Source organism: Haloarcula sp. S1AR25-4 (assembly GCF_031624555.1).
Classification (GTDB): Archaea; Halobacteriota; Halobacteria; order Halobacteriales; family Haloarculaceae; genus Haloarcula; species Haloarcula pellucida.
In genome coordinates this window covers 24,519-44,095 of the sequence record NZ_JAMQOR010000010.1, presented here as the reverse complement: position 1 = coordinate 44,095, position 19,577 = coordinate 24,519, and the positions used below count along the sequence as shown (strand labels likewise).

Annotated in this window: 28 protein-coding genes; 12 read left to right on the top strand and 16 right to left on the bottom strand. The window is 63.7% G+C overall.

Annotated features, from left to right (window positions below; all coding sequences use genetic code 11):
- Positions 1–178 precede the first annotated feature (178 nt).
- Positions 179–349 (bottom strand): ribbon-helix-helix protein, CopG family, encoded by a 171-nt coding sequence (locus NDI85_RS21400; RefSeq protein WP_310916983.1) that lies wholly within the window; start codon positions 347–349, stop codon positions 179–181.
- A gap of 115 nt (positions 350–464) precedes the next feature.
- Here NDI85_RS21400 and NDI85_RS21395 point away from each other — a divergent pair, with 115 nt between their 5' ends.
- Positions 465–632, top strand: a complete 168-nt coding sequence (locus NDI85_RS21395) for a ribbon-helix-helix domain-containing protein (RefSeq protein WP_310916982.1) — start codon at positions 465–467, stop codon at positions 630–632.
- A 2-nt stretch (positions 633–634) separates the two neighbouring features.
- On the opposite strand, the gene NDI85_RS21390 is transcribed toward NDI85_RS21395, so the two are convergent.
- Positions 635–904 (bottom strand): hypothetical protein, encoded by a 270-nt coding sequence (locus tag NDI85_RS21390; RefSeq protein ID WP_310916981.1) that lies wholly within the window; start codon positions 902–904, stop codon positions 635–637.
- Positions 905–1,280: 376 nt separating this feature from the next.
- Here NDI85_RS21390 and NDI85_RS21385 point away from each other — a divergent pair, with 376 nt between their 5' ends.
- Positions 1,281–2,027, top strand: coding sequence for a DUF4352 domain-containing protein (locus NDI85_RS21385; protein ID WP_310916980.1), 747 nt, complete (start codon positions 1,281–1,283; stop codon positions 2,025–2,027).
- 88 nt (positions 2,028–2,115) lie between these two features.
- On the opposite strand, the gene NDI85_RS21380 is transcribed toward NDI85_RS21385, so the two are convergent.
- Genes NDI85_RS21380 through NDI85_RS21345 form a run of 8 tightly spaced genes read right to left on the bottom strand, consistent with a single transcriptional unit; the run spans position 2,116 to position 5,524 of the window.
- Complete coding sequence (locus NDI85_RS21380) at positions 2,116–3,096, bottom strand: hypothetical protein (RefSeq protein WP_310916979.1); 981 nt, start codon at positions 3,094–3,096, stop codon at positions 2,116–2,118.
- The gene (locus NDI85_RS21375) at positions 3,093–3,326 is read right to left on the bottom strand and encodes a hypothetical protein (protein WP_310916978.1); all 234 of its coding nucleotides are present in this window, start codon (positions 3,324–3,326) and stop codon (positions 3,093–3,095) included. Before NDI85_RS21375 ends, NDI85_RS21380 begins: the two co-directional genes overlap by 4 nt.
- Positions 3,323–3,487, bottom strand: coding sequence for a hypothetical protein (locus NDI85_RS21370; RefSeq protein WP_310916977.1), 165 nt, complete (start codon positions 3,485–3,487; stop codon positions 3,323–3,325). The genes NDI85_RS21375 and NDI85_RS21370 overlap by 4 nt, the downstream gene beginning before the upstream one ends.
- Positions 3,480–3,899, bottom strand: coding sequence for a hypothetical protein (locus tag NDI85_RS21365; protein WP_310916976.1), 420 nt, complete (start codon positions 3,897–3,899; stop codon positions 3,480–3,482). The genes NDI85_RS21370 and NDI85_RS21365 overlap by 8 nt, the downstream gene beginning before the upstream one ends.
- Positions 3,896–4,240, bottom strand: coding sequence for a hypothetical protein (locus tag NDI85_RS21360; RefSeq protein ID WP_310916975.1), 345 nt, complete (start codon positions 4,238–4,240; stop codon positions 3,896–3,898). The genes NDI85_RS21365 and NDI85_RS21360 overlap by 4 nt, the downstream gene beginning before the upstream one ends.
- Positions 4,240–4,686 (bottom strand): hypothetical protein, encoded by a 447-nt coding sequence (locus NDI85_RS21355; RefSeq protein ID WP_310916974.1) that lies wholly within the window; start codon positions 4,684–4,686, stop codon positions 4,240–4,242. The genes NDI85_RS21360 and NDI85_RS21355 overlap by 1 nt, the downstream gene beginning before the upstream one ends.
- Positions 4,683–5,156 carry a hypothetical protein gene (locus tag NDI85_RS21350; protein WP_310916973.1) on the bottom strand — a complete coding sequence of 158 codons (474 nt, stop codon included), beginning with the start codon at positions 5,154–5,156 and terminating at the stop codon, positions 4,683–4,685. Before NDI85_RS21350 ends, NDI85_RS21355 begins: the two co-directional genes overlap by 4 nt.
- Entirely contained in the window at positions 5,156–5,524 is a 369-nt protein-coding gene (locus NDI85_RS21345) for a hypothetical protein (protein ID WP_310916972.1), read from the bottom strand. Before NDI85_RS21345 ends, NDI85_RS21350 begins: the two co-directional genes overlap by 1 nt.
- Positions 5,525–5,797: 273 nt before the next feature.
- Here NDI85_RS21345 and NDI85_RS22425 point away from each other — a divergent pair, with 273 nt between their 5' ends.
- The 10 genes from NDI85_RS22425 to NDI85_RS21300 all read left to right on the top strand — a co-directional run bounded on the left by NDI85_RS22425 (position 5,798) and on the right by NDI85_RS21300 (position 11,672).
- Complete coding sequence (locus tag NDI85_RS22425) at positions 5,798–6,064, top strand: MarR family transcriptional regulator (RefSeq protein ID WP_396275608.1); 267 nt, start codon at positions 5,798–5,800, stop codon at positions 6,062–6,064.
- Positions 6,057–8,003, top strand: a complete 1,947-nt coding sequence (locus NDI85_RS21340; protein WP_310916971.1) for a DEAD/DEAH box helicase — start codon at positions 6,057–6,059, stop codon at positions 8,001–8,003. Before NDI85_RS22425 ends, NDI85_RS21340 begins: the two co-directional genes overlap by 8 nt.
- Positions 7,996–8,127: a hypothetical protein gene (locus tag NDI85_RS21335; protein WP_310916970.1), complete on the top strand. Its 132-nt coding sequence runs from the start codon at positions 7,996–7,998 to the stop codon at positions 8,125–8,127. Before NDI85_RS21340 ends, NDI85_RS21335 begins: the two co-directional genes overlap by 8 nt.
- A gap of 141 nt (positions 8,128–8,268) precedes the next feature.
- Positions 8,269–8,421, top strand: a complete 153-nt coding sequence (locus NDI85_RS21330) for a hypothetical protein (protein ID WP_310916969.1) — start codon at positions 8,269–8,271, stop codon at positions 8,419–8,421.
- Entirely contained in the window at positions 8,418–9,260 is an 843-nt protein-coding gene (locus tag NDI85_RS21325) for a site-specific integrase (RefSeq protein WP_310916968.1), read from the top strand. The genes NDI85_RS21330 and NDI85_RS21325 overlap by 4 nt, the downstream gene beginning before the upstream one ends.
- A complete protein-coding gene (locus tag NDI85_RS21320; RefSeq protein WP_310916967.1) occupies positions 9,261–9,530 on the top strand; it encodes a hypothetical protein in 270 nt (89 codons plus the stop codon).
- Positions 9,527–9,946, top strand: a complete 420-nt coding sequence (locus NDI85_RS21315) for a hypothetical protein (protein ID WP_310916966.1) — start codon at positions 9,527–9,529, stop codon at positions 9,944–9,946. The genes NDI85_RS21320 and NDI85_RS21315 overlap by 4 nt, the downstream gene beginning before the upstream one ends.
- A 1-nt stretch (position 9,947) precedes the next feature.
- Positions 9,948–10,253: a hypothetical protein gene (locus tag NDI85_RS21310; RefSeq protein ID WP_310916965.1), complete on the top strand. Its 306-nt coding sequence runs from the start codon at positions 9,948–9,950 to the stop codon at positions 10,251–10,253.
- A gap of 182 nt (positions 10,254–10,435) precedes the next feature.
- Positions 10,436–11,263 carry a ParA family protein gene (locus NDI85_RS21305; RefSeq protein WP_310916964.1) on the top strand — a complete coding sequence of 276 codons (828 nt, stop codon included), beginning with the start codon at positions 10,436–10,438 and terminating at the stop codon, positions 11,261–11,263.
- A gap of 1 nt (position 11,264) precedes the next feature.
- Complete coding sequence (locus NDI85_RS21300; RefSeq protein WP_189002130.1) at positions 11,265–11,672, top strand: hypothetical protein; 408 nt, start codon at positions 11,265–11,267, stop codon at positions 11,670–11,672.
- Between the two features lie 4 nt (positions 11,673–11,676).
- On the opposite strand, the gene NDI85_RS21295 is transcribed toward NDI85_RS21300, so the two are convergent.
- The 6 genes from NDI85_RS21295 to NDI85_RS21270 all read right to left on the bottom strand — a co-directional run bounded on the left by NDI85_RS21295 (position 11,677) and on the right by NDI85_RS21270 (position 19,556).
- Positions 11,677–11,841, bottom strand: coding sequence for a hypothetical protein (locus NDI85_RS21295; protein WP_189002132.1), 165 nt, complete (start codon positions 11,839–11,841; stop codon positions 11,677–11,679).
- Between the two features lie 371 nt (positions 11,842–12,212).
- Positions 12,213–12,695 carry a hypothetical protein gene (locus NDI85_RS21290; RefSeq protein WP_310916963.1) on the bottom strand — a complete coding sequence of 161 codons (483 nt, stop codon included), beginning with the start codon at positions 12,693–12,695 and terminating at the stop codon, positions 12,213–12,215.
- A 56-nt stretch (positions 12,696–12,751) separates the two neighbouring features.
- The gene (locus NDI85_RS21285) at positions 12,752–15,499 is read right to left on the bottom strand and encodes a fibronectin type III domain-containing protein (RefSeq protein WP_310916962.1); all 2,748 of its coding nucleotides are present in this window, start codon (positions 15,497–15,499) and stop codon (positions 12,752–12,754) included.
- Complete coding sequence (locus NDI85_RS21280) at positions 15,499–17,814, bottom strand: fibronectin type III domain-containing protein (RefSeq protein ID WP_310916961.1); 2,316 nt, start codon at positions 17,812–17,814, stop codon at positions 15,499–15,501. Before NDI85_RS21280 ends, NDI85_RS21285 begins: the two co-directional genes overlap by 1 nt.
- Positions 17,814–18,926, bottom strand: coding sequence for a hypothetical protein (locus tag NDI85_RS21275; protein WP_310916960.1), 1,113 nt, complete (start codon positions 18,924–18,926; stop codon positions 17,814–17,816). Before NDI85_RS21275 ends, NDI85_RS21280 begins: the two co-directional genes overlap by 1 nt.
- 3 nt (positions 18,927–18,929) lie before the next feature.
- Entirely contained in the window at positions 18,930–19,556 is a 627-nt protein-coding gene (locus NDI85_RS21270) for a hypothetical protein (RefSeq protein ID WP_310916959.1), read from the bottom strand.
- Positions 19,557–19,577 lie beyond the last annotated feature (21 nt).

Here is a 19,577-nt window from a genome sequence, read left to right as displayed (position 1 = left end):
CTCGGGTGTGCAGACAGGCGAGCGCTCGCGTGAGACCACAGCCAGTTACGTGCCAGTAGGACCGTCTTACCCGATTTAGCGGGTGTATAGTAACCCCGGGTGGTGTGTATCTGGAACATGTGGTCTCGGTTTTCTCGGGCTGTTTGGGCAGCCCGGGTTCGTTTGTTCGTGGGCGCTGCTACTCTGCCGGGGAGAGCTGATCGACGTCGATGTGCTCCGTGGCGCCACGGAGTTGTTCGCGGACAAACTCACTCGTCGACAGACCCTCTAATTCGGCGGCGACGCCGACTTTTCTCTTAAGTTCGGAATCCACACGAATGTGGATTCGCGGGTCATCATCTTCCGGCATTGTCTACGTGTTGCATGTGTTGCGACTTAGTGTTTGTGGTGGAAGTAATGCAGTGCATTACACTTGATGCGCGCATGGCCTTATGTTTATGTGTGTTGCTGGGCAACACAGCAGTATGTCGAAGCAGCTCAGTGTCAGAATCGACGACGAGTTGGAGGAAATGATCAAGGAGGAGGTTGAGGCACACCCCTACGAACCCAGCGAGTCCGATATTGTCAGGACGGCACTGAGGGAGTACCTCTCGGGAAATGCAAACAACGCCCGAGCCGTAAGGGCTGACTGACATCACTGGTCCTCCGCGAATCTGACTGCCGAGTAGGGAATCGTCTCGCCCGTTTTCTCGTCGACGATCTCCCAGTGCTCGGCGCTTTGAACGTGCATGATGCTCCACTGTCCTTGCTGCTCCATCGCCCGCCGGCAGCTCGGACACCACAGATGTGAGTTGGTCCGGTCCCACGTCGTGTGCCCGTTCGGACACCGCCACCGGTAGGGCTCGTCTTCGCGGTCGATCACCACTTCGTCGTGCGCGTCGGCCACCGCCGACCCGTCGGCCATGATTGCTGACACGGTACATCTCAGGATGACGAGAGGTGGGGGTATAGTCCTTTTTCTGGGGACCGCAGTGTAAGTGAAACTGGATGGATTACGGCGTTTGCGGCGGGTTTCTGGCGGGCACACAGGCGTCTCGAACACCTGTGTGGAAGTGAAAGTAAACGCAGAGTTTAGCAAAGGTGTACATAAAATGTGGTATTAATTCCGGAAGCGACGCCGTCGAGAGTGTTAACCAACATCGCCGGCGCGCACTCGGTGAGTGTTGGTTAATAGCCTCACAGAGCTAACCAACATTGGAGGTTTCTCGGCCGCGATGTTGGTTAGTAGGTCCTGTCAGCATGGGGAAAGACTGTTTGTACGAGCGTGACACGTATCCCGTATGGTAGAAATCACCCTCCGGAACGTAGTTGGCTACCTCTTCGGCCTTGCTGCTATCCTCGCAGGTCTCGTCTTTGCGCTTGTGAGCGTTGGTTCGGGACTGGTGCTGATCATCGCCGGCGTACTGGCTTTACCGGTCGTCCGTCGAGGGCTCGACAGCCGTCTCGACGTGAGCTTCTCGACGGCGGCCGTCGTCGGCCTGGTCGCGCTGCTGACCGTGGCCTCGATGGGTATGCTCGTGGCCTCAGTGCTGGATGGTTCGGGTCAGTCGGGCCCGACTGGTCCGGGTAGTGAGGTCTCGAACGTCTCGATGACTGCGCAGGATGCTTCGCCGCCCGACTCTGGCCAGAGTCTCGATGTCGTCTGGAACGCTCGCGCACAGTCCGCCGTCGATCCTGACCCGAACGACATGACGGGGTACAGCGCCGAGGAGGGACAGAAGTATCTGGTCGTCCGGATGCAGCTGACGAACACCGGCTCGAGCTCGATCGAGATGACGCCGGCGCTGTTCCGGGTGCTCGGGAATGGCGTCGAGTACGAGTACCAAGCGCTGTTCGGATCGACCTCCGGAGAGCTCAGCGGCGTCACGCTGCGCTCGGGAGCGACCTACGACGGTTGGGTCGCCTTCTCGATCCCCGACTCGACGACGTCGGCAGAACTCATCGTCCACCAAGACGCCTACTACCAAACGAACACCACGGTACAGTTCGAAAAAGACGCGACGATGCCAGTGAACGTCAGTACGTAGTCAGTGTGTCTGGTCGTACCAGTGACTCGTCACGTCCGATTGTGAGCAGCCCGGCAGGTGGTTGATGTACTCGGGAGCGCCAGCGACGCTATTCGCTTGCTCGTTTTGGCGAGATTGACCGTTCATCGTAATGTTCAGAGTGTATCTTGCTCACCGTGCGGCGGGCAACGTCAAACCGCTTCGCAAGTTCGTAGCCCGAGGTTCCTTGATCGTACTCGTCGGCGATTCGTTCACGAGTTTTCTCGTCGATGGACGGGTGTTTTGAACGGTGCTCAGCAGGGGAGAGGAGCTCGATATTGGAGTGCCAGTTCCCCCATTTGAGTCCGTTCTTGTGGTGAACGTGGTAATTCCCGCTGAATACTTTGTGTGGGCTTTCTCCGCACGCGATTGCAAGCAACCGGTGTACTCGAAGAAACTCGTAGCGGTCGTTGGTGGCCCCTCTCCAGCATTCGTATCCTGACATATCCATGCCGAACGATGCGCAATTAGCCCTGATAACATCAAGCCGGGTGCGTCGGGGAATATCGGCGAATTGCATGTCCGACCGGACCTTCCCTCGGGATACGCCAATTTCATCGGCAACGCCTTGGAGGCTCAACCCCTCGTCGTGATAAAGGCGGCGCAGCTCTTTGGGCTCAGCGGAAAGGGAGCGCGAGCGTTTAATTTCGCGCGATCGGTTTTCGATGCCGTGTCGGCGAAGCCACGTCTTGATTGTAGACTCGGCACAGCCCATCTCCTCAGCTATTTCGCTGGTCGTTTTTTCCTTTTCGTGATGTTCTGTCTTGAGAGTGTTCTTGTCCTGCCACGGCGTTTCAACATGTTTGTCGTTCGTGTGAGTCCGGCGCTCGATCCCGTGCTTGTCCATCCAGTGCCGAACGCCCGACGGGGTGATGTCTTCCCCCTCGGCAATATCAACTGCGCTCAGCCCCTCTTCGTGATAGAGGTGTTCAAGCCGATCCGCGTCGGTCCACGGCTTATTCGAGCTATGGCCCTTGCTGATGTGGATCTTTCGAGCCCGTTCGCTATCGAACTCTGCTTTGCATCCGGCATGGGTGCATATGTATGTCATCGGTCAGTCACCTGCTCCACGAACCACACTGATAGCACAAACCGCTGGCTACAGCCTTGAGTGTGGGGGATTTCGTCGATATTTTTGGCGACTGCTCCACACTCATCACATTTTATTTTACCTGTTGGTTCGCCGAGTTTGTAGCCGTCGACGTCGACGGGCGTGTCGCTGCGGACGAGCTCGAACAGCGTGTCGGGATCGGCGAACGACCGCTTGCTGAGCTTGCTCATCGGATGTCCACCTCCGGACCCGAGCCGCGGCGGTACGCGAGCAAAAGCGTGTGGTCGCTGAACGGAGATGGGATGTAGACCCCGACGGCCGCACGCGACAACGGCGTCACCTCGAGGTGACCCCAGTCGACGAGTCCCTGCCCGTACTGCATCTTAGACATCGGCCACCTCTCCCCCGTGCTCGATCGCGAGGACGTCCACGGGCTCACGACCCTCAGCCCGCCACCGACAGCCAGTCCAGACCTCGGTGTAGCGCCACATCCCGCCGTCGGCGGCTCTCGGCTCAAGCCGCAGCCGACGGTGCGGCCCCGTCGCCGGTTGGTACGTGACAGATAGCCGGTCGTGGACAGCTGCCGACGCGTCGGCGTCCCCGAGGACCGCGCCGCCGTCAGGTTGCGGCCCGCCGTCGATGGCCCGGATGGCCTCCTCGGCGTGCTCGACGGTGGCCTGTGCCTGGTGCCACGCCGGCGTGTTCGGCGTGAGGTCCTCGCGAGCGAGCCGGGCCTGCTTGCGCGCCTCGCGCAGACGCTGTTCGGGACTGCCAGTCTCGGGCTCGTCGCTGTCGTCGGTCATCTGGACCCCTCGTCATCGATGTGTTCGCGCAGCGTCTCGTCCAGTGCGTCAGGGTCGACGCCGGCGGGGATCTCCCGCTCGCCGCGCAGGAACTGGATACGGCGGCAGTGCTTGCACCCGCCGTCGGGCCGGCGGTGCAGCATGTCCGGACACGTGCAGGTCTCGGCGACGAGGTCGATGACGTACCGAGTTCCGTGGTTGTAGACCGCGACCTGCTCGTCACGAGTGGCCGGGTCGTCGGCGTAGATGTCCATCGGCTCGGTCAACGCCTTGACGTCCCGGTCGTCCAGCTGGGCCAGCGCCGCCAGGTCGACGTCGCCGGCGTCGGCAGTGGCCGCCATCAGTCCTCGCCCTCCTCGCCGCCGTCGCAATCGTGGATGGGCTCGACGAGCGCCAGCCGCGAGCGCGGGTAGGCGTAACGCTCTAAACGGTCAACGTCGGCGGTGGTCCGCTCGGGAAAGACGACTTCGATGACATCGTCGTCGCTGGGGTAGTCCTGGTTGTAGTCGGCGACGGTGCCCCAGCCGTCGACATCGTACTCGTCGGCGGCGCCGAGTTGCTTGCCGACCACGACCATCGTGGCTCCGTTGTCGCCGCGGTCTTCGACGTGATCGCCGACGTGCAGCGGCGGGAACTCGTAGGCGTCGGCTTCGCCGCCGTCGGCGATGACCGGACAGTCTTCGTCGTGGTTCGGCATGCGCGTCGCACTCTCCCCACCGCACTCGGTGCAGCGGTACAGCGGGTCCTCGTCGAGTGCCGTGACGCGCTCGAGCGTCTCGCCTGTCATGCCTCGCCCTCCACGAAGTCGCCGACCTCGTCTTTCACTCGGTCGACCAGCTTTGGGTTCATGCCGGCGTTGACCAGCTCCGGCCGCGTCGCCCGCTGCAGGTCGGTGACCGTCGTGAACCCAGCCTGATACGGGTCGATGGCGACGCCCCACGACAGCGCGTCGACTTCGTCGGCAAACGCGACGACGTCCTTCGCCACTGCGACCTGGACGTCGATGCGCCGGTCGATGGCGTCGGCGAGCTTGCCGGCGGCGTCGGTCGCGAGGCGCTCGGTCTCTTCGTCGAGGCCGTGATCGTCGGCGTCGACGAGGATCGCGTTCTGCTGGGCGGTGACCAGCGCGCCGAACGCCTCGTCGCTCGCGAGTAGGCCCCGCACACACTCCGACTCGGCGTCGGTCAGGTCGCGAGTCCTGCGGGCACCGGCGGCGATGGTGCTGGCCTCGTTCCGGACCGTCTTCTGTTCGACCATCAGATGTCCTCCTCGCCGTAGAGGTCGCGGATCAGCGAGCGGTACGCGTCGCGACGTTCAGCGTCGACTTCGTCGCCGGCGCCGGCGGGTCGGGCGATGATGCTCGACCAGTCCTCGCGGGGCGTCACGCTGCTGCCCGACCGCTCAGCCTGAGACTCGACGACGATGGCGCGGCCGCCATCCTCGGAGACGTAGAGCGTCCGGATACCCGGCCGTTCGCGGTTCGCGACGCCGGTCGCTTCGCCGGCGGCGTTGGTGTCGTACTCGAGTAGCAGCCCGAACCGGACCTCAACCGCAAAGAACTGCTCCTCGCCGTCGTCGGCCGACTCGTGACCGCCCGCCTGGGCCCACGAGTCGGGGATGATCATGGGGTCTTTCGCCGTGTCTTGCCACTTCCAAACTCGGGTCGTGCCGGACGAGTTAAGTCCGGTGCGCGTGTGTATGCTCATGCTTCGGTTGCTCGAAGCGCGGGCGGTGTCTGAAGCACCGTCCGGATTCTGCACCGGCGAGCTACCGCGCTTCATATCTATACAGTGTATCGCCATGCACTTAGTTGTTACGTTGGAACAGAATTAGTCACATACTACGACTCAACGGACGGAACACTTATTGGACGTGCAGTCGAAATAACTATTGGAGCGATGCAGATACCTCAGAACAGTATGCCGAACGAAGATCACGAACCTACGGACCGCCAGGAGCAGTGCCTTTCCCTTCTCAAGCAGGGTCGCGATACTGGCGCGCCGTGGGGTCGCGTGACGCCGAATTATGTTGTGGACCAGACTGGGATGCGTCGGCAGTACGCATCCCGCGCACTCGGCCGGCTCGAAACGGCTGGGTGGGTCAAGAAAGTCGCAAAAGGGCTCTACGAGTTCAAGTCAGACCCGCGGGAGGGTGGTGATGCCTGACATTACGGTCGAACCTGACTACGTCACCGAGGACTTCGAGGCCGCCATTGAGGAGGTCATCGCCGAAGGCAAACTCGTGACGTCGCGACGCGTAGCCGATCACGTTGGCTGTTCGCGAGAGCGGGCCCGCCAGTATCTTGTCGAGCAGCACGACCAGGACAACCTCGACCGCGACCGCGTCGGCGGCGGTGCCGTGGTCTACCTCCCACCGAGTCGCGAACTCGACAACGTTCACCAGTACCGGTCTGCGTCGGCACAAACCGATGTTGCGCCGGCACAATCGCAAGGCGGCAGTGGTGAGGTTGCGCCAGCACAAGATGGTGATGCGCCGGCACAATCAGATGCCGAGCGCGTCATGTTCTTCCCCAGCCGGCGGGAGATTGTCGTCGACGACCCGACGCCCGAGACGCGTGCGACGCTGTCGAAGACCTCGCACGTGATCGACTCGACCGGCGACGGCTACCTCTACAAGATCAGCGAGGCCGACGTCTGGAACGCCCCTTACGACGAGTTCGACGCGCTGCGTGCGGACCTACGATCGGTCGTCGGCGAGGACCAGTGGGACGCCGGCTTCGAGAGCCGCCTGCAGGACGACTGGGACCGCGCCCACCAGTTCCGACTTCGGACTGGCGAGGACAGTCTGACGTGGCTCCATGCCGAGGACCGCGACGCGTTCCAGGACGTCAAGCGGCGGCTGGAACACAACACCCACTACACGCGCGTCGACGGCGACGACCTCCGCCTCCGACTCAAGCGCGGGTCCGAAGGCAGCGTCAAAGAGCACCTCTACGACGAGGGCTACCCGCCGATCGACGAGCGTCGCCTCGAGGAGGGTGCCGACCTGGACGTCCAGCTCGTCGACGATATCGACCTGCGCGACTATCAGCAGGACTGGGTCGACCACTTCGCGGCCCGGAAGGCCGGCGTGTTCGTCGGCCCCAGCGGTGCGGGCAAGACCATCGCCGCCATCGGTGCGATGGAAGCCATCGGCGGTGAGACGCTGATCCTCGTGCCGAACCGCGAACTCGCCAACCAGTGGGAGGACGAAATCCTCGAGACGACGAATCTGCGTCGTGGCAAAATCGGCCAATACCACGGCGGCGAGAAGCGCATCCGTCCGGTGACCATCGCCACGTACGACACGGCCGCGATGAGTCGCCATCGCGAGCTCTTCAACGAGCGCGAGTGGGGGCTCGTCATCGCCGACGAGTGCCACCACGCCGTCGCCGACACCTGGAAGCGGTTCCGGTCCATCCAGTCGACGGCAAGGTTGGGCCTGTCGGCGACGCCGGTCCGCGAGAGTGGCGACGCGAAGGAGATCTACACGCTGATCGGGCCGCCGGTCGGGTCCGACTGGGGCGCGCTGTTCGCCGACGGTTGGGTCGAGCGCCCCAATGTCGAGATCGTCACGGTCCCGTGGGGCTCGGATGACGAGCGGGATGCCTACGAGCGCGCCTCTGGCTCGAAGCAACTCATCGAGGCGGCCCGCAACTCGGCGAAGACCGACGTCGTCGACGAGCTCCTAGAGCGCCACGACGCGAAGACGATCATCTTCGTCGACTGGATCAAGCAGGGCAAGCAGCTCGCCGATACGCTGGACCTGCCGTTCATCTACGGCGAAACCAGCCACGACCGTCGCGACGAACTCTATCAGCAGTTCCGCGACGGCGCCCTCGAAGCGCTCATCATCTCCCGTGTGGGCGACGAGGGTATCGATCTGCCGGACGCCGAGGTCGCTATCCTCGCATCGACGATGGGGTCGTCCAGGTCGCAGACTGGCCAGCGCGCCGGCCGGACCATGCGGCCGATGGGCGACTCACAGGTCTACGTCCTGCTGACGAAGGGGTCGGGCGAGGAGGACTGGGGCCGCGAGAGTACCCAGTATCTCGCCGAGAAAGGTATCGATATCACGAAAACAGAGTGGGACAAAAATGACTGAAAACACGGATACGAACGGCTTCAACGGCTGCCGGCTCAAGCACAGTCCGACGGACGGTTTGCTCACCGACCTGATCGCCAACGCTCTCCGAGAGCTCAAGGAGGCGATGCTGGATGGCGAGTGATCAGTCCGCGGGCGGGACTGAGCAAACGCTGTCCCCGACCTGCGACAACTGCGGTCGGGAGTACGGTGGCAGCATCATCGAGTCCAAAGGCCCGTGTCTGCGCTGTGTGGCCAGAGGTTACGAGGTGCCGGAGGTGAGGCGATGACGTGCGGTAGTGAGCAGTACCGAGTCGTCTGCCACGAATGCGATCTGGACGAACCATACAGCACCAAGGACATCGCCATCGGCCGCGGTCTCGCGCACAACGATGTGACTGGTCACGTCGCCCACGTCGAAGGAGGTGAGTCGGCGTGAGCTCGCAACCTGACGTCGGCCTCAGTGACGAGGACCGACAGAAGATGAAGGCGGCCGCCATCTCAGGCAACCCTGACGAACTTCTCCCAAATGGGGAGTTCACGACGCCGGTCAGAGCGCCGAGTGATGCTGGTGCCGAACCAGTGGAGAAGTACCCAGATGCCGATGAGTCCACGGCCACGCGAGAGCGGGCGCTCAACGGCGGGGAGTTCGAACGACTGCTCATCGGTGCATCCCGACTCGGTGGCGAGCGTGGCCTCGAAGCGTGGTCCGCTATCGTCATTCTCGGTCGACTGGGTCTCCGCGGTGGAGAGTTGACGCACTTCGATTCGTCGTGGGTAGACCACTACGAAGGCGTCATCGAGATACCGGGCCACGACCCCTGCACGTCGGGTCGGGACGGCAGTGTCTGCGGGAGTTGCAAGCAGGCGATTCAGCAACGGAAGGGCCACGGCGACGAGCGGTCGGTCGAAGAGATTGCGGAGCAGTACTGGATGCCCAAAACCGCCGCGGCTGTTCGCTCGATTCCGTACGAGTGGTCGCCACGGGCGCAAGAGGCAGTCTCCACGCTTGTTGAGCTCCACGGCGGGTGGCCGTACTCGTTCAGCACGATTCAGCGGCGAATCGGGAACGCGATTGAGGCTGCACCCTCGCTCGCTGAGGGCGCGACGTCGACGCACGGGCTCCGGGCGACGGCGGCGTCGTATCACGCCGGAAACGGACTCAACAAGGAGGCACTCAAACAGATGATGGGCTGGAGAGACGACAAGACGCCAACGAAGTACCTCCAGATAAACGGTCAGATGACGCGACGCGCACTCTCGGAGGTGTATCGGTAGATGTCCGGTGTTGACCACATCGCCAGCCGCATCCGAGAGTTTGCTAAACACGTCGACAATCCTGATGATTGGATGATTGTCGTCCCTGTGGACGATTACAACGACGTGAAAGCGGCGTTGGATACGACCAAGAACCACGGGACCTACTACGAAGGGATTGTCCTCTGCTACGGAGATGGTTACGATGAGACACAGGTTAAACTCAAAACGGCGTTGGAGAGTTACCTCCAACGCGTAGACACGGGTACTGAACAGGAGGAGCTCCAGTGAGCGACTACGACTACGACCACGAGAACGTGGTCGGCGAGCTACGCGGGCTGGCGGATGTCCGGCTGTCGGGCTCCGTCACGCTCGATCTCACGCTATGGGATGATGGCGACTTCCGCGTCGAGGCGTACCACACTATCGACGCGACCTACCCGTTTGAAGCTGAGGCTGTTGGTGAGGAGATGGGGCTCCCATTTTACCGGGAGCAGTTGACGTTCGAGACCAGCGGCGGCGACGAAGGGTGGGTCCGGCACGAGGTCGTGCGCTGCCACTGCGGCGCGACGGGCTGGTCGACGATCTGGTCCGAGCGCGTCGGCGGCTATACGTTCGATTGGCCCGCGCCGCTCGACGATGATGATGACGGTGATGATCAAAACGACGCCAAAACTCGGTATCTGTATCCGGGGAGGTTCGCGTAGTATGGTCTCCGACGCTGGCCGGACCGCCGCCGACGCCCGCCACGAGACCCGCCGGCGCCGCGAGCAACGCACCGACGCCGTCCTCAAGCTCCCGTTCGGCGAGCGCGTTACCCTCGAGTGTCCCGAGTGCGGTCAGGCCTTCGAGACGATCATCGCGAGCGAGCCTCGAACGTCTCCCTCGTTCGACTCCTGCCCGAACTGGAACTGCGACGCGTTCTTCAAGTTCCGGTCGGACGGTACCGAAAGCGGACCGGCCGACGCCGTGTCGTCGAGGCAGGCCGGGCTCGCGCAGTTCTCCGACGACTAACCAACACGACCTGACTTTCTACCCCGGTGTTGGTTAGCAGCTGTAGTTAGTCTAACTCACCAGTCTAACTATCCAGACTAACCCCTCAGTCTAACCTACAAGTCTAACTGACCAGTCTAACTGGTTAGTGTGTCACGTACGTCTGACGGGTGTTTATGACGGGTTAGACTCACCAGTGAGACATGCTCGCATACACGGTCTACTCCGAGGCTGGCGGCGTCGGGAAGACGACGCTCGCCGCGTCGCTCGCGACGGCCCACGCCGATCACGGTCGCGACGTCCTCACCATCGACCTCGACCCACAGCAGGGCTCGCTGACGTACCTGCTGGGCGTCGACGCGCCGCGCAACGACGGCGACGCCGACAACATCGGTCGGCACCTCATCGACCGACCGCTCGGCGAGTTCGACGAGCTCGTCCACGACACGGGCTACGGCTTCGGCCTCATACCCAACCACGACATGCTGGAGAACCTGCCCAGCCTGCTCTCCCGAGCGGAGGAGATGGCCGAGGACCTCGGCGAGTACTTTAGCCCGAACGAACGTCTCCTGGAAGTTCTCATCGACGCCGACGTGATGACTGACTACGACACGCTCATCGTCGACCCGCCAGCGACCGCGGGCCCCCATCTCTACAACGCGATCCACGCGACGCGGTCGCTAGTCGTGCCGGTCGAACCGACGGGCAAGGGGATGCAGTCCGTCGAAGGCCTCGAGGACGTCGTCCTCAACCTGAGCGACTCCCTCGATATCGACGTCGGCGTGTTGTCGGTGATCCCGAACGGCATCGGCTCGACGAGCGACCAGCAGAAGTACCTCGAACGCATCCGCGACCTCGGCTTCGACGCCCCGGTCGCCATCGCTGACCGCTCGTCGCTGTTCGAGGGCTGCTGGGACCAGCAGTACCCGCCGGCGTACTACACGCAGGAAGTGCGGGCGGCCTACGACTACGAGGAGGCGACGCTCGCCGAACTGGATGACCTCGCGACGCACATCGAGGAGGTGGCATGAGATGGGCAACGGCATGAAGTCGGGCTCTGGCGAGGATCCGTTCGCCGACGTCGACGGCGGCGACGGCGATGACGAGACCGAAGACGAGGTCGACGCAGTGAAGAGTGCGACTGGCGACGAGGTCGAGGTCGACGAGGGTGATGAGAACAGCGGAAACGGTGGTGTGTCATCGGGCTACCCGTGGCTGTTCACGCGGAACAACGCGAAGGACGGCCGCGAGATGGTGCAGTTCTTCCTCCAGCAGGAGACCCAGCAGCTGGAGAGTCAGGCACAGGCCGACCTCGAGTCGATGCTTGGCGAGGAACCACTGGTGCTGGACATCCGCGAGGCTGCCTACCAGGTCGCACTTGAGCAGCACCTCGACGACGTCGCCGACCAGCTTCGGGAGTGGGGCTACGACGCCGAGTGATTGATTACTCGACTCGGTTCGGGAAACAGCCTTCGCAGGGCTCGTGGTCGGACTGTGCAAGCTCGTCTTCGTCCAAATACTCGTTTGGAGACTTGTGGCCAACCATCTGGAGAATGGGACAGTCGCCATCAGGGTCGTGGTACAAGTCGCGCGAGAGTGTGACTTTCATGGTTAGAAGTGCGGCGCGGTTTCATTTAAACCTCAGGAGCTTTCCAAATCGATATAGCACTATACGCTATATCGAACGCGACACCCCGGCGTTTCGAGTGTTTCTCTCGCGGCGTAACCCCTACACTTTGGGCCCGAAAGCCACCGGACAACGTCGGGTTTCAGCGGAAGCGTGGTGTCAGATTCACGCATACAACATCCTATCCGGATAGGTGGGGATGGCCCCATCAGCGCTGCCGCTGGTCGTCGACGAGTCTTAACCAACACACGACCGCCAGTAGTCTCGATGTAGGTTAAGAAACAGCGGAACTACTGGGGTCCGCTAACCAACACGACCGCCGATGCGGCGCCGGTGTTGGTTAGCCACTCGCGTTACCGTGGCCGGATGCCGTCGACGTCAGCCGACGAGTCGATATCGAGCAGCGCCCATGCCTTCTCGATGCCGGGCTGGGGCTGCCAGTCGACGCCGGCGTAGTGATCACGCGGCCGCACCCACGGGTTGAGTTCGTAGTGAGCGGACACGCCGACACCCTCCCCGTGGTTCCACAGTCTGAAGTGATACTGATACTCGCCGAAGAACCCGTCGGGCCGCAGCGCATACGACCCACACTCGTAGGCTCGGCCCTCGGGCGTCTCGTGGTACTTCAGCGTCGCCGTGTTCACCGGAAACACGGTGTCCATCGCGAGCAACTCGTACCGGACGTCGTCGACGTCGGCGTCGCGAACGACGCCGGCGAAACACCGAGTCTGCAGGGGCTTCGAGAACATGACGTCCCGGCCGAAGAGGCGGCGCTCGTTGCGCTCCAGCGGCGGGAGAACGATGCGTCTCAACGTGATGAGGTCTGGCCAGATCATGGTTACAACTCGAAAACGGGGGGTGCGACGCCACACGACCCGCGTGCCGTCGCCGGTCAGACGATCTTGCTGACGGCCTGCAGCTGCGACCGGATGTCCTGGAGCGCGTCGCCGATGGTCGACCGACTCCCCAGCAACACGGTTGGCGAGCTCTCGGACTGGTTGATGTCCCGCAACTCGACGGCCTCGCCGGCCGTCGGCAGGTCCGGGATGGTCAGCGTCTCGACGATGCTCACCGTCGGCGGCAACTCGTCGAGCGTCGCTTCGGCCTCGATCAGTGGCTCGTCGACGACGCGATAGAGGTACAGCGCCGCCTGTTCACACCCCCGACTCGAGGGTAGCGAGGGGACGTCCCGGACCAGCGTCTTCGGCGACGCCGGCGCGTCCGGTGCGGTGTACGACCCACTGACCTTCCAGCTGTAGTCGACGACCAGCGACTCGCCGTCGCTGATCGACCCGCCGGAGAGCGCAACCAACTCGCCGGGCAGACGGTTGAGCTCGTAGTCGACGTCCTCCTCGTAGACCGTGCCGTCGGTCGCGGCGACGCGGCCCGATCCCTCGACGACGTTGGCGTGATCGAGCGACACCGCGTTCCCGACGTCCGCCGTGACTGACTCCTCCTGGGCAGACTTGGACTGGCCCTTGATGACGACCTTGTCGTAGCTGCCGCTGTTGATCTTCGCCGTCTCGTAGTCGATGAGGTCCGCATCCGTATCTTGCACCCGCTGGCCGGGCTGGGTCCACTGGACGCGCAGGTCGTCGATGGACTCGTCCCACGTCAGCGCGAAGATCGAGTCGGAGAACTCGGCGATGTTCTGCAGCGCTGCGAGGCCCTGCGCGTCGATAGTCTTGTTGATGAGCAACGGCGTATCGTCGAGGTCGGCGTAGAGGTCGTAGAGGTCGACCTCGTGGGCTTGCTTGCGACCGGCCGGCGACGTGTTCGGATCCGTATCGAAGCCCGAGAGACGGAAGCGAGCGCGGATCTGGGCCGACCCGCTGGCGAACGACCCCTCGACGGATGAAGAGTTCGCGGCGGTGAGCCAGTTGCTGCCCTGGTCGTTGCTGATCGCGACCTGCTGGTCGCCGTTGGTGATGTCGTTCCACGCCGACTGCAGCTCGCCGGCGACGACCGACAGGAACGTGGTGGCATCCTGTGTCTGGCGCTCGACGCCGTCGGGGTGCAGATCCGGCCCCTCGATGACGCCGTCGGTGACGTTTTCGGTCAGTCCGGGTGGGTAGCGGTTGTCGTAGAACGCCACACAGTCGATGTTGAAGCCGGGCTCGTCGGCCGTCCCCGCCTCTGTCACCTCGATGGATATCTCGTGCTCGCCGGCCGAGAGCGTGCTGATGTTGTTCGCGCCGGCCGTCGTGAACCACTCCAGCCCGATGGTCTCGACGTTGCGGGGGTAGCCTCCGACCTCGTTGCCATCGACGAAGAGCTTGACCTGATGCGAGAGGTTGTTGCTGTCGAGATCGCCGTAGAAGTCGACGCGCATCGCGATGCCCACCTTGTCGGCCGGGATGTCATGCTCGGTCGTGAACGTGTTGTATATGCCGGGGTTGAGCCCCTGGACGTCGTCGGACCGGGTGATGTTGAGTATCCGTTCGTTCGAGGCGACGTCGCCGGCGGTCGACAGCTCCGAGTTGATCCCGACCTGCTGGTCGGCGTGCTCGGCCTCGACGAACCACGCCGTCTGGTCCGAGGTGAACTTGCCACTCTGGACCATCGTCGGATCCGTCGCCGGGGCGCTCGCCAGGCGATCCTCCCACTCGCTGGTCGAGTCGGCCGATTGCATCCGGTTGTCCGTCGTCGTGGTCGACTGCGGATCGTCGACGTTGCGAGCCAGTCCGGTCTGGTCGACGAGCGAGCGCACCGCAACGGGGACCTCTTCCTCGACGTACTCTGCCTGCACCCGTTGTTTGAGCTCGTCGCCGCCGTTGCCCTCGAGGATGACGCGGTCGGGTCGCTCGCGAACGTTCTGGAGTTTGGTGATCGGCAGGCGCTTGCCTTCGTACCAGACGCGCATCGGCTGCTCTTCCAGCTGGTCGGAGCGCAGCCAGTGATCGGCCTTCGGGACCGGGATGCGGACCTTCGGCAAGGCGTTGACCTTGTGCGGGAACTCGACGCCGTCGGCCAAGACCTGGGGCGTGAGCGGCGCCGTCGCGTTGGGGTGGTCGATCTCGACGTGCCAGCCGGTGGCGGGGACTCGCCGCTGTTGGACGCCGGCGCTGGTCGTGGTCGTGCTGACTGTGTTGGAGTAGGCGTCGGCGTCCTCCGTGTAGGCGTAGATGCGATAGCGGTACTCCCGCTCGGGTTGAGCCGTGCTGTCGGTGTAGGACGTCGTGTTGGGCGCGAGGTCGGCCAGCGTCCGCCACGGCCCCCAGCCAGTGTCGTACTGTTTCGCGCGCTCGACTCGGAAGCCGTCCTCGTTGTCGGCGTTGTCGGCCCACGAGAGGTCGACCGACGTCGTCGTGACGGCGTCGACGCTCAGACTGGCGGCGCCGGGGAACTTCGTCGTGATCGGGACGGGGTCGGTCCACGCCCCAGTGACGTGCTCGGTCTGCGTGCGGATGCGGACCTCGTAGGCCTCGCCGTCCTCGAGGCCGGTGATGGTCGCCGACGACGCCGTGTCGTCGACGGTCGGGCCGGCAAGCCACGTCGACGAAGAGGTCTCGCGATACTGGACGTCGTACTCGCCGTAGTTGATGACGTCCGTCCAGTCGACAGCGATCTCGTCCTCGACGCCGTTGCCGAGCGACGGCTGGGCGACGTCCGGAAGGCTGGTGGTGAACTGGACCGGCATTAGACGTCCTCCGTTTGGGTGTGCTCAGTGTTCGCGACGACGCGTGCGTCGTACTGCTCGCCGTTCCGCAGGCCGGTGACCGCCTCGGTCTCCGTCGTGCGAGAGAGTGTGGAGAACGTCGTCCATGACGACGCCGACGTCGGCTTGTACTGGACGAGCGTGTCGCCGTAGTCGTGGTTGGCCGTCCACGAGAGGTCGACCGAGTCGGCAGTGACGTTTGCCGTCGAGAGATTCGTGGGGGCCGGAAGGAGTGTCGTGGCCTCCACAGTCGGTGAGTCGGTTAGCCAGTAGCTCGACTCTGACCCGTGACGGTCCTGCACGTAGGTCGACCGGACGAACATATCGTAGCGCTCGCCGTCGCTGAGGCCCGTAAACGTGTACGCATCGCCCTGTAGACTGGCTGGCCACGTGTAGGACCCGGCGGACGTTGCCTTGATCCGGACCTCGTTGCGCGTCTCGTTCGTGCTTCCGAGGCCCATGAGTGATGCGTTCGTCGTCCACGAGAGACCAATCTCATCCTCTATGGTCGTGTCTGTCGAGAGCCCCGACGGCGCGGCAGGGCTGGTGTACTCATGCAAGATGTCTGAGACAACGATGCTGTCGAAGGCCGTGAACGAGTAGTTGCCCTGAAACCCTTGGGCGACCTCGAGGCGGGCATCCGTCGAGAGATAGCTGTCGGGTACCGAGACCGTGATGAACACCCAGCCCTGCTGATTGTACGCCCAGTCGTCGGTCTGTAGGGTCTGCCACGCACTCCCGTCGTACCACCGCACTCGGAGTGCGTCGACGGCGTCGGCCTCCCACGACGCCGCCTGCCACCGCAGGCGCACGTGGACATCGGACTCACCCGAGAGGTCGCCCAGTTGCTTGCGGAGGTACCCGCCGTCGAACATCTCGACGGCGTGGCTGCCCTCCGCCGGCGACGTATCGGCAAAGCGACTGTCCAGCGCCTGAACAACGCCAGAGGTTTCGCCGGCCCCGTCAGGGAGATTCACCGAGTCCCACGCCGACGTGTCGCCACTCTCGAACCCGTCAGAGAAGTAGACGTTGCCCTCGTTGCCGTAGTCGGCGATGACGTACTCGCTGCCGCGTGACGAGTCGTTGAAGTGCCTGACCTTGAACTGGTACCGGGCGTCGTTCTGTAGCGCGCCGCCGTCGTAGGTCGTCCCGACGGCGTAAGTGGCGGTGACACTGCTGCCTTTCGCGTCGGTGCCTGATGCGTTCGCATCGGCGGCGGTGAACGCGTCGAAGAACGTCCACGTGCCGTATCCCGAGCCCGTGTCCTCGCGGTAGTAGACGTCGAAGTACTGGCCGTCGTCGCCGACAAGATCAGTCCGCCATGTCACCGTCAGCTCGACCGTCGACGCATCGGGGCGGTTGACCGAGGGCGTCGCGGGTGGGACTGGCGTCGTATAGACCGTGTCGCTCGTCACCCAGCTGCTGGTGCCAGTCGTGTTGACCGCCCGGACGCGGTACTGGATCGAGGAGTCGGCGCCGACCTGCTTGCCGTAGGCGGCATCGCTGGCCGGTCCGTAGGAGTAGGTGCCGGCGCTGCCGGGCGACGAGGGGCCGCCGGCCGGCGACACCCACGACCCGCCATCACGAGAGAGTTCGACATCGTAGCTGTTGATCGGGCCGCCGCTCGTGTCGGCATCGAAGCTGAGGTCGACCTGATCGTCGTCGACGTAGGTCGCGTCGACGTTGTTCGGCGCCGCCGGCGGGTCCGGGATGCGGTACTCGACGTTGTCGATGTACCCGGCCCAGCGCTGCGACCGCTCCTCGTAGACGTGCCAGCCCGCCTCCTGCAACCCGACGCTGGTCGCCGGCGCCGATGCCGCCGTGAACGTGATCGTTTCGCCGTTGAAGGTGATGTCGTAGGACCCTCCGCCCGTGTGGATGATCGTAACGTCGGTGTAGAGCGTGTCGAAGGACCACGAGCCTGTAAATTCCACACGGTCCGCAGTGTTGTTGTCGACAGCCCCCACGTCCACGGCGGCGATGTTGTTACCTTCGAACTGGATGTGCAGCAGCGCGTTCCCCTGTTCATCGAGGACCTCAAAACCGGGGCCGTATCGGCTGTCCGAGTCGTTGCCGTTCCCATCGGTAATCTCGACATCGAACCGCCAGCCGGTGATCTTCTGGGACGTATCTTCGAGGCCGGTTCGGGCCTTCCCCTGTGTATCTGCGCCGTCGAGGACCCAGTCACCAGTACCGTTCGTGTCGTCGTTGATCAGCTGGATAGCGCCGCTCTGGACCCAGTCGCCCCAGTCACTGTCACTGCTCTCCCAGTCGCTCCGGAGTTGCCACGAAGCCATTACTGCACGACCTCCCGAGCGACGAGGCCCTGATCAGCGCCGGGGTCGTAGATCTGCGCGCTCGCCGCCGGGTCGAGCAGGTCTACCAGTCCCGCCGGCGTCCCACCCTCGCCGTCGATCTCCATCCACAACGGATCTGTCCAGCCCCGTTTGATCGAGACGTCCAGCGGGTACTCGCTACTGCCGTCGCTGAAGACCACACGAGCGTCGGCGCGGGCCATCCCGATGTGGCGGATGTCGATATCCGTGACGCTCCAGGAGGATGTCCCGAGCGACTGCGTGGTCCACGTGCTGTTGGCGTCGTCCCAGCGCTCGATCGAGAGCGCCGGCGACTGGTCGACGCGCAGGCGGACCAGTCCGTTCGAGATGACGCGCTCGCCGGCGTACTCGTGGGCGGTGGAGAAGCACTTCGCAGCGGCGATCACGCCATCGCTGTCGGTTCGCGACCCGACGCCCCTGTAGTCCCAGACGCGGACGTCGGCATCGCCCATGCTGGCATAGTCGAGATCGTACGTGAGTGTGGCGTTGGCGTACGGCGCCGCCTGCAGGTCGTAGATCTCGACGTCGCCCAGTTCGGCGCTGCGGGTCGTGACCAGCGATGGGTCCGACGTCGACTCGGTCTCGCGGTCCAGCCACTGCACCTGTGTGGCCGCTGCTGGGGCGGCGACTTCGGCCGTCGTGGCGTTCCCGAACGGGTGGTCGACCTGCCCCCGATTCGTCCGCATCGCTCGCCGTTTGTTGGCGCGACTGCCCTCACGAGTGATGGCAAGCGTGTACTGCTGGAGCCAGTCGGCGGTCTGTGCCTCGACGGCGTCGGCCTCGACGCGATCGATGGCGTAGTAGCCATCGGCGTCGGCGTCGCGAGCGCCGTAGATCGGGATGGCGCCATCGAGCGAGGCCAGTTCTTTCAGCTCTCTGGCGAGCTTCCAGGCGTACCGCCCGCGGTAGTAGCCCCGGATCTCCTGTGTGCCGGGCTCGACGCTGATGGACTCGACTGCCCCACTGTCCGAGTCGAGCACACCGAGCGCGCTGAGGTTCTTCTGGGTCGTGTCCGATGGTGGTCGCTGCCCCACTCGCGGGAGTGGGAGGACGTAGGCTTGTGGTGCTGTCATGCGTTAGGATTTGGACTGTTCTTGCGCGTCCCACGGCGCTTCCAGCGACGCCGCGCTGGCGAAGTTGATACTGACCGTTGCGGTCGAGGACTCCCGTTCGGTATCGTGGACGATCTTCGGTTCCTCAGGGACGACGTCTATCGGGTCGAACCGGCCGCTGGAGCTGTACTCGCCGACGTGGAGCGTTGCGAGGTGGCCTTGCGGGTAGTCGCCGCTGAGGACGTCCGACGGCCGGGAGTCGATCTCGGCGCGGATGAGGGCCTCGTTCAAGACGGCCATCTTCTCGAGGACCGTCCCGCCGGCGGCGTCCCACGTCCCGCCGTTGCCGGTCCCCCACTGGTTGGTGCCGTCGCCGGTCGTGATTTCGGCGTCGACCTGCACGACCGCGACGCCGCCGCCGAGGTCGGTGTAGAGCCCTTTCCGCTTGCCGGAGAAGTCCTCGTTCAGGTCCAGTTCGGCGGCGACGTCCGATAGCAGGTCGATGACACTCGACTGGCTGCCCTCAGTGAGCCAGCCCGTGCGGACGGTATGCTCGACCGAGAGATTGTGCGATAGCTCGAACGCCAGTGTCTCTGTGTTGCCGTCGCCGTCGATGTCGAACGGCGGCAACTCGAATCGTATCGTTGTCATGATGGGTGAATCCTTTTTGTG